Here is a 13,773-nt window from a genome sequence, read left to right as displayed (position 1 = left end):
TCCATGCAGTCGATTGTGATTGAAAGGGTCCGCGTGGTGGACCTTCGTTTTCCGACTTCCCGCGAGAGCATTGGCTCTGACGCGGTCAATAAAGACCCAGACTATTCGGCGGCTTACTGCATTCTGGAAACGAACTCCGAGGTTGAAGGTCACGGCCTTACATTCACTCTGGGACGCGGAACAGATCTCGTAGTGCAGGCGCTCGAGTATCTTTCGAAGTTTGCTGTGGGACGTACGCTCGATTCCATCACGGAGAACTTTGCCAAGTTCTCACGCGAGTTGACGGACGAAAGCCAGTTCCGCTGGCTCGGCCCGGAGAAGGGCGTCATCCATCTGGCGACGGGCGCTCTGATCAATGCAGTCTGGGACCTGTATGCCAAGGTTGAAGGCAAACCACTCTGGCGTCTCCTTGCCGAGATGGAACCGGAGCAACTGCTCAAGGCTGTGGAGTTCCGCTACATCGACGATGCGTTGACCTATGACGAGGCGCTGGCGATCCTGCAACGCGGTCGCGAGGGCAAAGCCGAGCGCATGGAGCAACTGCTGGAGCACGGCTATCCGGCGTATACCACCTCCGTCGGCTGGTTCGGTTTCTCAGATGAGAAGGTGCGGCGGCTCTGTCGCGAAGCGCTCGCTGACGGCTGGACACACTTCAAACTAAAAGTCGGCGGCGATGCTGTTGACGATCTGCGACGCGGGCGTCTTGTACGCGAAGAGATCGGCTGGACCAACAAACTAATGGTCGACGCGAACCAAAAGTGGGGCGTGCTGGAGGCCATTGAGCGCACAAAGCAGCTTGCCGAATTGCAACCGTGGTGGATGGAAGAGCCGACCAACCCCGACGACATCCTCGGGCATGCGCGCATTCGCCGCGAGGCTGCACCGGTACCCATCGCCACTGGAGAGCACTGCCAGAATCGCGTGATGTTCAAGCAGTTGATGCAGGCGGAGGCGATCGACGTCTGCCAGATCGATAGCTGCCGGGTCGCGGGGGTGAACGAAAATCTCGCCATCATTTTGCTCGCCGCGAAGTTTGGCGTTCGAGTCTGCCCCCACGCCGGCGGTGTGGGACTTTGCGAGTACGTTCAGCATCTCTCGATGTTCGATTACCTTTGTGTCTCGACTACGATGAAAGACCGCGTCATCGAGTTTGTCGACCATCTCCATGAACATTTCGTCGATCCGGTAAGGATACGGCGCGGGCACTACTTGGCCCCTGAAAATCCGGGATATTCGATTGCGGTCTTCCCGTCCACGATTACGAAGTACAGTTTCCCCGATGGGGAAGTTTGGAAGGAAGAGCAATGAAGCTGGTTACGTACGTAGGGGACAAGGGCGCTGCGGTTGCAGGTTTGCAGATCGGCGAAGAGGTCATCGCGCTCGAAGGTTACGCCACCGTTCTGGAGTTTCTGGAGGCAGGGCAGAAGGGAATCGCCGCCGCAGAAAAGCTGATCGCGGACAAGAACGCGAAGCGCACACCATTGGCTTCGCTGAAGCTGCTTGCTCCAATCCCAAAGCCGCCGCGTGTCTTTGCCATTGGTCTGAACTATCAGGTGCATGCGATCGAGAGCAAGTTTGATGTGCAGGCCGTGCCGACTGTTTTCTTAAAGTTATCTGAGACTGTTGTAGGCCCGGACGTCGATGTGATCCTTCCGAAGAGCAGCACACAGGTAGACTACGAGGCCGAGATGGCCGTTGTGATCGGCAAGGCTGGCTATCGCATCTCCGCCGCAGATGCGGACGAGTATATCTTCGGCTACACCATCTGCAACGATGTCAGCGCACGCGATGTTCAACTCGCGACAACGCAGTGGAGCATGGGGAAGAGTTTTCCGACCTTCACGCCCATTGGTCCGTGCATCGTTTCGAAGGATGAAGTGGGCGATGCGCATGATTTGGACATCACATGCGACGTGAGCGGAGAGCGGCTACAGGATTCCAATACCAGCCTGCTGATCTTTCGTGTGCCGCAGTTAATCGAGTATATCTCCAGCATTACGCCGCTTCTGGCCGGAGATATCATCAGCACGGGTACGCCTCCAGGCGTCGGTCTGGGCCGCACACCGCAGCGCTGGTTGAAGCCGGAAGAAGAGATGGTTGTGACGGTGGAGAAGATCGGTTCTCTCCGTAACAAAACTGTGGCGGAATAGCAATGGAACTCGACCGTATCGACTGCGCGCTCCTGGAGCATCTGCAAAAGGACGCGCGCACTCCCTACGCCGAATTGGGCCGACGTGTGGGTCTTTCCACGCCGTCCGTCATCGAGCGCGTGCGCAAAATGGAAGACGCCGAGGTGATTCGCGGCTACCACGCCCAGGTGGCACCGGAGAACGTCGGTCTGCCCATGCGTGCCTTTATCAAGGTAACCATTGCAGGCGACAAGCTGGAGAAGTTTGCCACCGTGGTTCGGCGGGTGCCGGAGGTGCGTGAGGCGCACCGCGTGACCGGCGCGGAGAGCTACATCGTGCAGGTTGCGGTGCGGGACATCGCCCACCTGGAAAAGGTGATCGACGCGCTCGCTCCCTATGTGGCCACGCAGACTTCCCTGGTCCTGGCTAGCGCAATTGAGTGGAATCCGGTTATTCCCGTGGCGCCAGTCCTTCGCTAAGAATCGGTCCGTACGTTTTACAATCATGGGTGGGGCTCAGATCGTTGACGACGCAGACACGGAATACCAAACAAAAAGACGCGATTCGAGGTGCCTTCATGGCTGCGGATCGCCCGTTGTCGCCGGAAGAGGCCTTAGCCCTCGCGAAGGCTCACGTGGACGGCGTGAGTCTCGCCACGATCTACCGCAATATCGCTTCACTGATGGAAGACGGCTGGCTGACAGCGGTGGAGATGCCCGGCGCTGCAACGCGCTATGAAGTGGCTGGAAAAGAGCACCATCACCATTTCCGCTGTACTGTTTGCGGCAAGGTCTTCGAACTGGAAGGCTGCACGGTCCAGATCTCGCGCAATGTCCCAAAAGGCTTTCATGTGACGGGACATGAGTTCTTCCTCTTTGGAAGCTGCGAATCTTGTAGCTGAATGAATACCTTTTATTTTCATATATTTGACTTGAAAATCTAAACCATCGGTTTTGCTACGCCCCCGGTAGGCGAGCGATCAGCAGAACCAGTGCTGCTCCCGCCAGAACACAGAATATCTGCGTAAAGACACGGCGTAGTTTGCATTCATGCTGCAGCTCCGGCATAAGATTGGCCATCGCAATGTAGAGAAAGCTGCCTGCGCTGATGGGAAGAAGCCAGGCCGTGGCTCCCGACGCGCCTGCGCCGATGACGGTGACAAGCGCCACACCCAGCAACGAGGGCAAACCGACAAGAACAGCCAACTGCATCGCGCGCCGCGTCGAGACATGCAGATGCACGAAGAGCGCGAAATCGCCGAGGCGGTGCGGCACCTCGTGCAACGTGATCGCCAGTGCGGTGACAAGACCTACCCGCGTATTCACGGTGAACGCCGCAGCGACGCTGACCCCATCGACAAAGCTGTGCAGCATCCCACCAAAGACGAGATTGATGGGACGCGAGGTGTGGTGCCCATGATGATGCTCGCGTGTGGTCAAAGTATTTGCGCCCGCAGGTTCGGCAGCCCCTCCGGTCAGCGCGGAAAAGACACGCTCCGTTGCGAAGAGGCCAAGCAGTGTGGCCGTGAGGACAAACCAAAGCATTGGCGTGTTTCCCAACTGAGCAATGGCCTCCGGCAGGAGGTGGAGCAGTGCGGTCGCTAGTAGGACACCTACCGCAAGCGAGACAAGACTTCCGAGGTACTTCCTCAGAAGAAAGTCACGCCCTTTGAGCGCCCATACGGCACCGAGCGCGATCACCTGAACCAGCGTTGTGGCAAGAATGGCCTTGGGAAATGTACTGAGGGCCAGAATTTGCATGACCTGTCTTTATATCATATTGCGACACGATTCTCAAAAAAGAGGTCCCGCCCTAAACCGTCTCAGGCGTGCGGATGCGAGAGCTGAGATGGTCGTTCGCGATCACGCCGTCACGGATGGTAACGATGCGGTGGGCGTATTCGGCGATGTCCGGCTCATGCGTGACGAGAATGATGGTGTTTCCACGCGCGTGGAGTTCGTCAAAGAGAGCCATGATCTCATCGCCAGTTTTGGAATCGAGGTTTCCTGTGGGTTCATCGGCAAGGATGATCGAAGGAGAGTTGACCAGAGCACGGGCGATAGCGACGCGCTGGCGCTGACCGCCGGACATCTCGTTCGGCTTATGATCCATACGGGAGCCAAGACCAACTGAGGTGAGGACTTCCTTGGCGCGCTCGATACGAGCGGTGGCAGAGGTGCCGTTGTAGATCAAGGGTAGCTCAACATTGTGCAGCGCAGAGGCGCGGGCGAGCAGGTTAAAGGTCTGGAAGACGAAGCCGATCTCCTTGTTGCGGATACGAGCAAGCTCATCATCGGAGAGTTTGGAGACGTCGAAGCCGTTGAGGCAATAGGTGCCTCTGGTGGGCGAGTCGAGGCAGCCGATGAGATTCATCAGCGTGGACTTACCGGAACCGGAAGGGCCCATGATGGCGACGTATTCGTTGTGCTTGATGCGGAGGTTCACGCCGCGAAGGGCATGAACCTCCTGGTCGCCCATGACATAAGTCTTCCAGAGGTTGGTGGTGGCAATGACTTCACCAGGCTCCACACAGTTGGACTTCAGGGATTCAATACGTGTGGTTTCATCGGTCATGGGCGGTCTCATTGCAAAGTGGTACGTGATGCAAGCGGGAGATGTTCCCGCAGGCTAGGATTCTGATTCGGCAGCTGTCGCGGATTCGATACTATTATCTCGTTTGACTCGCGTTCCACTGTGCAAGGTGCGAAGAATCTTGAAACGGCCGGTGATTACTTCATCACCCGAGTTGAGGCCGCTGGTAACTTCGATCTCGGTTGCACCAGTGATACCCGTGGTGACGGGGACGAAGTGGACTCGCAGATCGTTCTTCTGAGCCGTCAGGACGTAGACTCCCTGTATGGTCTTGGATTTTCCTTTTGCGGCGGATGGGCCGTTGGAAGAGGGAAGCTTCCCGCTGTTCTTCATATAAGTATCCTCCAGGGCCTGGTCGCGTTGCACAAGGGCCTGGATGGGGAGTGTGAGAGCGTTTGGAACGCGGGCCGTGGTGATCTTGGCTGTAGCGGAGAGACCAGGACGGAGGGCGGGTGCGTCTTCGTCCAAAGTAACGACTACTTTGAAATCCTTGGCTTCTTCCGTACCAGTGGTGGATTGTGAAGTGGCGATACCCGTCGTGCGCAGGAGCGCCTGGTCGCCTACCTCCGTGACGTGTCCCTTGAAGGACTTGCCGGGGAGGGCATCGACGGTTACTTCAACCTGCTGGTTGAGCTTGACGTTGACGACGTCCGTCTCGTCGACCTTGACCTCTGCGGTGATGACGGACATGTCTGCGAGGGTCATAAGGGTAGAACCCTGCGCATTCTGGATGCCGGTCACCATGGTTTCGCCCTCGCGGACGGGAACGTTGGTGACAAGGCCGTTAAACGGCGCACGGGAGATGGTTTTGTCGAGGGCGTCGAAGTTGGCGCGCTGGGAGGCGACAGCCTGGTCGACATGGCCGAGGGCGGAGGCGGTCTGCGCCTTGGACTGCGCCACGGCGGCCTGACGCTGCTGCAGGGTGGCAGCGGAGACGTCATAGGCCGCCTTGCGCGAATCGTAGTCCTGCTTCGAGACAAGCTTCTGGTCGTAGAGCTTCTCGTAACGCTCGATGTCGAAACGCTTCTGTTGAAGGTCGGCGACCGCCTGGGTGACGTTGGCTTCTGCGGTTTTTTCGGCGGCGAGGTACGAGTTGACGTCGGTCTTCTGGGAAGAGATCGTCGCGTTCTGCGCGGCAACGGTAGCCTGAGGTTGGACGCTTTCCAGCGTAGCGAGAACCTGCCCGGCAGCCACGTGATCTCCTTCTTTTACATAGAGATGCGTGATCCTTCCAAAGGCGGTAGCACCTACATTCACGTAGGTCTTGGGCTTGATCTGGCCTGTTCCGCTGACCACAGAAACGAGATCCTGACGCGAGATCTTGGTGGTCGTGACCTTCGTAACGTTTGAGCGGCTGTGCATGACGCTGCCGACGATAACCGCAGCAAGGACGACCACAATTGCGACAAGGATCAGAATTTTCCGTTTGCTCATAGGTGCGGTTTTCTCTTTTCGTAAAACGTCCGAGAGTGCATTTGAAGTACTAACGGACACACTTACGCACAGAGCGCGGAGGTGGTTCCGTGGCAGACAAAATGGCGCGTTCGGAGACGAGAAGAATGATAGCAGCGTTGCGCCGAAGCACAGGGATTTTTGCCGAGGGGATATCTCTTGGGCCGGTCGTCCGTCCAACTTGTAGGGTTGTCTGTGGAAGCCTAGAATATTTCGTATAAGCGAAAGTTGTAGTTTTGGGGTACTGGAGCGCGATGAGCAGATTCAAGGCATTGGTGTGGGGCGGATTATTTCTGGGTAGTGTTGTATTGACAGCGGGTGCCGTTGCGCAGGAAGCGCCGGTGGGCGATTCGTCCGTGACGAAGACGCCGTCCGTTGCGGAGAAGCCCGATCCGACGAAGCGCCGTCTTTCCGATCGCGAGAAGTTCCATCAGCAGAAAGAGCTTAGGGCGGAAATCAAGGAAGGGCCATACAAAAAGTGGCTCAACGAAGATGTCCTGTGGATCATCACCGACGAAGAAGCACAGGCGTTCAAACATCTTGCCAACGATGAAGAGCGCGATGCGTTCATCGAAAATTTCTGGCTACGCCGGAACCCGAATCCCGACTCTCCGGACAATGAGTTTAAAGAGCAGCACTATCAGCGCATCGCCTATGCCAATGAGCATTTCGCGGCGGGTAAGCCCGGTTGGAAGACTGATCGCGGCCATATCTATATTGCGTATGGCAAGCCGGACAACATCGAATCGCACCCCAGCGGTGGTCAATACGAGCGTCCGATGGAAGAGGGCGGCGGTAGCACGTCGACCTTCCCGTTCGAGACGTGGCACTACCGTTATCTCGAAGGCATCGGCGACAACATCGATCTTGAGTTTGTCGACGGCTGCATGTGCGGCGACTACCATCTGACGATTGATCGCTCTGAGAAGGACGCTCTGAAGCACGTTCCGGGTGCGGGTCTGACGCAGGCGGAAGAGATGGGGCAGTCATCCAAAACGGACCGTTTTTCCGGCGGCGGCCTGGAGCAGCTTGGCAAGGGACCCATGCAGTCACAACAGCAGGCGAAGCAGTTCGACCGTCTTTCGCTGATGGCGAAGATCATGGCTCCCCCTCCGATCAAGTTCAAGGACCTGGAGCAGTACATCGGATCGGCCCAGATTCTGAAGGGACCTCCGTTCCTCTTCGATGTGCGCACGGACTATGTGAAGGTGACGAACGAGACGATCCTGGTGCCACTGACCTTGCAGCTCCGGAATCGCGACATCACGTTCAATAACAAAGACGGCGTAGCGACGGGAACGGTCAACATTCTTGGACGCGTATCGAATCTGAACCATCGCGCTATCCAGACGTTTGAAGATACGGTGCAGATCAGTGAGCCGTCCGAACTTCTAGCTGCGGCACAAAACCGGCAGTCGGTCTACTGGAAGTCGCTCCCTCTTCGTCCAGGTCTGTATAAGGTGGACATCGTCATTAAGGATGTCAATAATCCGGATCATATTGGTACCTGGAAGCGCAGTATCAGTGTGCCGAAGTACGATGACGACAAGCTGGCGGCTTCGTCCTTGATCTTGTCCGATTCCATGCACCGCGTTCCTACCAAGGAGATCGGTTCGGGCAATTTTGTCATTGGAAACACCTGGATTCGTCCCCGCGTCTCTGCAGGACCTAAGACTCCGGTAAATTTCAAGAGAAATCAGGATCTGAGTTTCTGGATGCAGGTGTATAACCTTGGAATCGATGAAAAGAGCAAAAAGAATGACGCTCAGATCGAGTACGAAGTTAAGGACCTGGCCACAAACAAGACGATCTTGACGACTTCGGAGACGAGCCAAAAGCTGAGCCCGAATTCCGATCAGGTAACCCTGGAGAAGAGCATGCCGTTGGCAAGTCTGCAGCCTGGAAACTATCAGGTCACCATTAAGGTGAACGATGGCGTCTCTAAGCAGCAGATTGCGGAGTCGGCTCCCTTCACGGTGGAGTAAACAGGAAGTATGATTTCAGGTACGGTCGCGGGATATGGATGCGACGGCCGGCCTTCTTCAGAGAGAACAGCCTGAAGACACTTAATTGGCCAAGCGTGACTGTACTAGAGCGCCTTGTACGACGCGTTCAATTGGCAAGTATGGAGTGATATCTTCCGGTGTTGCGACTCGTTCGAACTCGAGGTTTTGTGGTCCCTCTGGCCGCAGTTTTGTTTGGTCTGGCGGCGGTGTCGCCTGTGACCGGGCAGACGTGGAATAGGGCGGGTACTTCGGCGAGCGTGAGCGGATGGGTCCGCGATGCAACAGGCGTTCCCCAGATTGGTGCGTTGGTACAGGTACTGGCACCCAACGCTCGGTTGGTGGGAACCGCCGTAACCGATATGAAGGGGCGTTATCGCCTGGTGAATCTGCCTGCGGGAAGCTACCTTGTGCGGGCAACACAGGCGCTCTATCTTCCTGCGCAGCGAGACAATCTGAAGCTTGTGAGTGGATCGCGTGCGGTGGTAGATCTCACGCTGGCGACTTTATTTACGCCCTCGCAATGGCTCCCGGCTCAGCGTCGTGAACCGGAAGAATCCGGTGACGATTGGATGTGGACCCTGCGGTCTTCGGCCAGCCGACCGATCCTGCGATGGGTGGATGATGGTACGGGCGCGGTAAGCTCGGTCGAATATTCCTCTAGCGCCACAGAACTCAGCCACAAGACGATGTCGGAGAATCGCCTTGCCTTAATCAGCGATGACAGCGGCTTTGCTCACGGCGGAGTGCATCAATCCCTGACGATGGAACGGGTTCACCCGGATGGCGTTGGAAGTATTCTTCGAGCCGACCTCTCTGGTGCACGGACGCCGTATCCTGTAGCCCCCTCAGCGGATGTGGTCGTCGGCTTTGAGCGGGGAACTGTCTGGAGTGGATACCAACGGACGCTGCTGACCTACCATTTGCACCCGGAGTTGGTGGGACGCGGCAGTTCCAATGGAATGCAGGCGGCCACGATTCGGTCCGCACAGCGCGTGGAATTGGGTGACACCGTCATGATCGACGCAGGGTCGATGCTCCGCGAGGTTAACATGGCAGGCAATGCGGTGTCGATGCTCCCCTTTGTGCGCGTCTCTGTGAAGCCCGCCGAGCATGTCATTTTGACTTACGGCTATGCGACCAGCGGCGAACTCCAGAGCCTCGATGATCTGGATCGTGTCGAGGTCGAAATGCCCGTAGCGGTGGCGATGAATGGGCATCTTCGCACGCAGCGTGGGGAACACCAGACGCTAGGATTGTCCGGACGTGCCGGACGCAGTGTGATGGAGATAGCGATCTATCGCGACAAGATCGACGCGGCCCCGATTGCAGGCACCGGCGTCCTAACCAGTACCGAGATCGCCGCTGGCGGTGTTGTGGCCGATCCTACAACGCAGAGCTTCCGTGCTCTCAGCGGGGAATATGAGAGTTCGGGGTATCGGGTCCTTTTGAAAGAAGAGTTGACCAAAGCCATCTCGCTAACGGGCCAGTACGAAACGGGAAGCGCTCTGATCGCGGATGGAAGCACAGATGCCAGTGTGCAGGGCGTGCTTGGTTCTCTACGAGCGATGAAAACGTATGCTGCCACGGTGTCTTTAAACGGTCGGTTGTTGCGCACAGGAACGCGGTTTCGCGCGGCCTATCGTTGGCAACCGGAGTCTACCCTGACGGCCGTGGACGCTTACCATTCCTATGGTGACGCAGCCTATTTTGGTTTACATCTCAGGCAGCCTCTCCACATCAACGGGATGCTTCCGCATGGATTCGAAGCTGTTGTGGATGTAACAAACCTTCTGGCACAGGGGTACCGCCCCTTCGTGTCGAGTGACGGGCGTACCCTCTACTTTGCCCAGGCGCCGAAGGTTTTACAGGCAGGACTCTCCTTTACCTTCTAACTGATTCGGTGGGTGTTTCCCGATCCCCCACATATTGCCTTTGTGCGATCTCTCGCGTGATTTGTACGGTCGAGATATGCCTGTTCAGGCAACGTTGCCCTTACCAAAAGAGAAATAATTCCTCGTTGACGGACGTCTCCAGTCGGGGTTATAGTCCCGTCCGAAATCAAACATGATGGCGGACGGTTGCGAGCGGAAGATCGATCAGGCTTGCAATTACCGCGAAAGGGACGAATGAATAACCTTTTGGCCTGTGCGCTAATAAGATCGAGATGGTTTGGAGCGCTGACGCTAGTGCTCCTTTGTGTAGGGATGTGTGCGCCTTTGTTCGCGCAAACTGCGGGCACGGCAAGCGTCCAAGGTACGATTTCTGACCCTACTGGCGCTGTAATTGGCAACGCTGCCATTACTTTGACACTTACAGAGACGGGCACCTCGAGAAGCACGGTAAGCGATAGTTCAGGAATTTTCAGTCTGCCGAATGTGCCGGTAGGCCCCTATAGTTTGTCGGTGGCGGCTACTGGATTTCAGGGTTACACGCAGAGGGGTGTTCTGGAGGTAGGGAACAATCTGCAGGTAAACGCTGCGCTGACCGTAGGCAAATCGTCGGATCACGTGGATGTACAGGCGCAGGGCGTTGCTCTGGAGACAGAGACGAGTTCGTTCAAGCAGGTTATAGATCAGGCGCGTATCACCGAGCTTCCCCTGAACGGTCGCCAGGCGACACAACTCATCCTCATCTCTGGTGGTGCAGTGACCGCGCCAACGGGCGATATCATCGGAAGCAAAAACTATTTCAGCTCGACGGTCATTGCAGTCGCCGGTGGACAGGGCAACTACAACAACTACGTTCTTGATGGCGGCAATCATGTGGACAGCTTCACCAATGTGAACCTGCCCTATCCGTTTCCCGATGCGCTGCGAGAGTTTTCTGTGGAGTCGAATTCGCTGCCCGCACGCAATGGACTGCATCCGGGGGCACTGGTCAACGTAGTGACGAACTCCGGAACGAACAGATGGCACGGAACGGTGTTTGAGTTCCTACGCAATAACATCATCAATTCAAATAACTTCTTTTCGACAGCTAAGGACACGCTGAAGAGGAACCAGTTCGGTGGGACTCTTGGAGGCAAGATTCTGACGGACAAGATGTTCTTCTTCGTGGGATATCAAGGCACGAGGAACCGGCAGGTGGGCAACGCCACCAGTTCCTGCATTCCTAGTGCTGCGGAGCTAACAGGAGATTTTAACCAGCAAGGAGGAAATTGTCCGCTTGTTGCCAACTGGGGTGTTGCTGGGACGAATGCGCAGGGACAGCCTACACCCGCACCTATCCTGGTCGATCCAGTTACGGGAGCTGATATTTCCGCTACAAGAAAAGTTCCGCAAAGTAGTTTTAACCAGGTTGCTCTCAACCTCATTAAATATCTTCCGATAGGTCAAGCAGATAAATTTGGCCGTATCAACGTCGCTCTTCCTGCGAATAGCTCGGAAGATCAATACATCGGCCGTATCGACTACACGTTCAACGACAAGCACTCTCTCTTTGGGCGTTACTTCATCGCACAGTACCAGCAGCCCAACTACTATTCACCGACCAATCTTCTCTTGACCACCACAGCAGGGAATGATGAGCGGGGCCAGGCCTTTACCCTAGGCGATACCTACATTCTCAGCCCGCGTCTGGTGAATACGTTCCATGGCACCTATACCCGCCGTCGCGACACGCGTGGACCTACGGCTGGCGGAATTAACGCAACGACCCTCGGCGCAAATCTCTTTGTCTACACGTCCGTGGATCTACGTCTTACGGTGGCTAATAACTTTGCCGTAGGCTGCGGCACTTGCGCACCAGGGTATTTCAACGTAAATACCGAGGCTTTTGCGGATGACGTCGACTATGTTCGCGGAAAGCACCAGTTAGCCTTCGGTGGTGAGATTATTCGCACGGGCGACAACACGCAGACCGGCTATCTCTACAACGGCAATTACAACTTCGGTGGCCAACTAAGTGGAGCAAAAAACAAAAATGTAGGCGAGCCGATGATCGATTTTCTGACGGGACAAATGAACGCATTTAGTCAGAGCCGTGCGCAGCAGACCACTTTCCGGCAGACCATCTTCAGCATCTATGCGCAGGACACCTACCATGCGACTCCGCATCTGACGATGAACATCGGTCTGCGGTGGGAACCTAACCTTTACCAGACGGACAAGTTCGGTCGTGGCAGTTCGTTCAGCCGTGCGGCCTTCGATGCCAATCTCCACAGTTCCGTCTATCCTCTTGCGCCAGCGGGATCGACGTTCTACGGAGATCCGGGCGTTCCAAAATCGTTTACCGACAACCGTCTGTCCAACCTGTCACCGCGCGTAGGCCTGACTTATGATCCCTTCGGTTCAGGCAAGACGGTCTTCCGGTTTGGCGGGGCCATCATGTATGACAGCCCGCCGCTGTACGCCTCGCAGCGTTTGACCTCGAATCCCCCTTATACCAATGAGATCGATCTCAATGGACAGATCCCGCTCTCCAGTCCTTGGACGGGATATCCAGGTGGAGATCCCTTCCCAGGAACATTTCCTCCGAATGCTTCGGCTGTGTTTCCTACCAATACCTTGTACGTCTTGATTCCTCGCCATATCCAGACACCTGCGGTCAACCAATGGACTGCGAGCGTACAACAGGATTTAGGCATGGGATGGAACATGTCCATCAATTACTTGGGCAATAAAAATTCCCACCTGTGGTTAGGACAGGGGCCGAATGCCGCGGTCTACATTCCTGGCACTTACACCGGAGCTGGGTCGTGCGGAGCTATGGTTGGCACGCCAGGCGTCAACGGATTCCCTGCGATTGGCGGAGCTTGCTCTTCTACAGCGAACACCAACCTTCGGACTCCGCTCTCCCTAGCAAACTCAGTGCAAGGCCAGTTCTACAGTGCGACGATGACCCAGATTAGCGATGGCAATAACTCGAGCTATCACGGCATCATCGCGGCGGTGCAGCATCGCATGTCGCATGACTTCAGTTTTCTGGCGAATTACACCTGGTCGCATTGCATCAGCGTAGGAGATGCGCCGGGAGACATCGCTGCACCGGTCTTCGAAAATCCATCAAACCCTCGTCTGGATCGTGCTAACTGCGGCTATGACGTGCGCCATATCTTCAACACAACTTTGGTGGCGAGCAGTCATTTCAAGAGTCTCCATGGGATCACCGGGGCGTTAGTCAACGACTGGCAGATCGCTCCACTGGTTCGTATCCTCAGCGGCGCGGTGTTGAACCTCACCTCCGGCGTGGATAACTCCCTGAACGGCATCGGCCTCGATCGTCCAAACCTGATCAGTGGGAGCGCCATCTATACCGGAACGAAGGTAACGCAGAGTGCTACCAATGGAAACCGCTTCTATCTCAACAAGACGGCCTTCGCTCAGAACGCTGCTGGAACCTTCGGCAACCTGGGACGCAACGCGCTTCGGCAGCCTAATTACTACGACGTCGATATGGCAATCAGTCGTCGCTTCCCGATCCACGAACAACTGGGCCTGAACATTCGAATTGAGGCCTTCAATGTACTCAATCATCCGAACTTCAACGGTTACACCACGGCACTGAACTCCAGCACCTTCGGCTACGCGACCTCGGCACAGGACCCGCGCATCTTCCAGATTGCTGCGAAGTTTACGTTCTAAGCTCCAGTCTTC

10 protein-coding genes are annotated in these 13,773 nt (G+C 56.1%); 7 read left to right on the top strand and 3 right to left on the bottom strand.

The window, feature by feature from the left end; all coding sequences use genetic code 11:
* The first annotated feature begins 3 nt into the window (after positions 1-3).
* Genes ACIPR4_RS10575 through ACIPR4_RS10560 form a run of 4 tightly spaced genes read left to right on the top strand, consistent with a single transcriptional unit; the run spans position 4 to position 3,030 of the window.
* On the top strand, positions 4-1,308 hold the full coding sequence (locus ACIPR4_RS10575; protein WP_013568658.1) for an L-fuconate dehydratase: 1,305 nt from the start codon (positions 4-6) through the stop codon (positions 1,306-1,308).
* On the top strand, positions 1,305-2,150 hold the full coding sequence (locus ACIPR4_RS10570) for a fumarylacetoacetate hydrolase family protein (protein ID WP_013568657.1): 846 nt from the start codon (positions 1,305-1,307) through the stop codon (positions 2,148-2,150). Before ACIPR4_RS10575 ends, ACIPR4_RS10570 begins: the two co-directional genes overlap by 4 nt.
* Before the next feature lie 2 nt (positions 2,151-2,152).
* Positions 2,153-2,608 carry an Lrp/AsnC family transcriptional regulator gene (locus ACIPR4_RS10565; RefSeq protein ID WP_013568656.1) on the top strand — a complete coding sequence of 152 codons (456 nt, stop codon included), beginning with the start codon at positions 2,153-2,155 and terminating at the stop codon, positions 2,606-2,608.
* A gap of 29 nt (positions 2,609-2,637) precedes the next feature.
* Positions 2,638-3,030 (top strand): Fur family transcriptional regulator, encoded by a 393-nt coding sequence (locus tag ACIPR4_RS10560; RefSeq protein ID WP_013568655.1) that lies wholly within the window; start codon positions 2,638-2,640, stop codon positions 3,028-3,030.
* A 55-nt stretch (positions 3,031-3,085) separates the two neighbouring features.
* On the opposite strand, the gene ACIPR4_RS10555 is transcribed toward ACIPR4_RS10560, so the two are convergent.
* The 3 genes from ACIPR4_RS10555 to ACIPR4_RS10545 are packed head-to-tail and all read right to left on the bottom strand — an operon-like array spanning position 3,086 to position 6,155.
* Positions 3,086-3,889: a ZIP family metal transporter gene (locus tag ACIPR4_RS10555; protein WP_013568654.1), complete on the bottom strand. Its 804-nt coding sequence runs from the start codon at positions 3,887-3,889 to the stop codon at positions 3,086-3,088.
* 52 nt (positions 3,890-3,941) lie between these two features.
* A complete protein-coding gene (locus ACIPR4_RS10550; RefSeq protein ID WP_013568653.1) occupies positions 3,942-4,703 on the bottom strand; it encodes an ABC transporter ATP-binding protein in 762 nt (253 codons plus the stop codon).
* A gap of 54 nt (positions 4,704-4,757) precedes the next feature.
* Complete coding sequence (locus ACIPR4_RS10545) at positions 4,758-6,155, bottom strand: efflux RND transporter periplasmic adaptor subunit (protein ID WP_013568652.1); 1,398 nt, start codon at positions 6,153-6,155, stop codon at positions 4,758-4,760.
* Positions 6,156-6,427: 272 nt separating this feature from the next.
* On the opposite strand from ACIPR4_RS10545, the gene ACIPR4_RS10540 reads away from it, so the two are divergent.
* From ACIPR4_RS10540 to ACIPR4_RS10530, 3 genes are all read left to right on the top strand, one after another.
* Positions 6,428-8,158 (top strand): GWxTD domain-containing protein, encoded by a 1,731-nt coding sequence (locus tag ACIPR4_RS10540; protein ID WP_013568651.1) that lies wholly within the window; start codon positions 6,428-6,430, stop codon positions 8,156-8,158.
* 188 nt (positions 8,159-8,346) lie between these two features.
* On the top strand, positions 8,347-10,071 hold the full coding sequence (locus ACIPR4_RS10535; RefSeq protein ID WP_187290158.1) for a carboxypeptidase-like regulatory domain-containing protein: 1,725 nt from the start codon (positions 8,347-8,349) through the stop codon (positions 10,069-10,071).
* Positions 10,072-10,395: 324 nt separating this feature from the next.
* On the top strand, positions 10,396-13,761 hold the full coding sequence (locus ACIPR4_RS10530; protein WP_245536304.1) for a TonB-dependent receptor: 3,366 nt from the start codon (positions 10,396-10,398) through the stop codon (positions 13,759-13,761).
* Positions 13,762-13,773: the final 12 nt, after the last annotated feature.

Source organism: Terriglobus saanensis SP1PR4, from assembly GCF_000179915.2.
GTDB lineage: Bacteria > Acidobacteriota > Terriglobia > Terriglobales > Acidobacteriaceae > Terriglobus > Terriglobus saanensis.
Note: the sequence above shows the minus strand (reverse complement) of the source record. Positions and strands in the feature narration are given on the sequence as shown.

What these genes read in the sequence shown, in the direction of transcription:
- ACIPR4_RS10545 (WP_013568652.1), bottom strand. Translation starts at nt 6,155, where the DNA reads ATGAGCAAACGGAAAATTCTGATCCTTGTCGCAATTGTGGTCGTCCTT.
- ACIPR4_RS10570 (WP_013568657.1), top strand. Translation starts at nt 1,305, where the DNA reads ATGAAGCTGGTTACGTACGTAGGGGACAAGGGCGCTGCGGTTGCAGGT.
- ACIPR4_RS10565 (WP_013568656.1), top strand. Translation starts at nt 2,153, where the DNA reads ATGGAACTCGACCGTATCGACTGCGCGCTCCTGGAGCATCTGCAAAAG.
- ACIPR4_RS10575 (WP_013568658.1), top strand. Translation starts at nt 4, where the DNA reads ATGCAGTCGATTGTGATTGAAAGGGTCCGCGTGGTGGACCTTCGTTTT.
- ACIPR4_RS10555 (WP_013568654.1), bottom strand. Translation starts at nt 3,889, where the DNA reads ATGCAAATTCTGGCCCTCAGTACATTTCCCAAGGCCATTCTTGCCACA.
- ACIPR4_RS10550 (WP_013568653.1), bottom strand. Translation starts at nt 4,703, where the DNA reads ATGACCGATGAAACCACACGTATTGAATCCCTGAAGTCCAACTGTGTG.
- ACIPR4_RS10540 (WP_013568651.1), top strand. Translation starts at nt 6,428, where the DNA reads ATGAGCAGATTCAAGGCATTGGTGTGGGGCGGATTATTTCTGGGTAGT.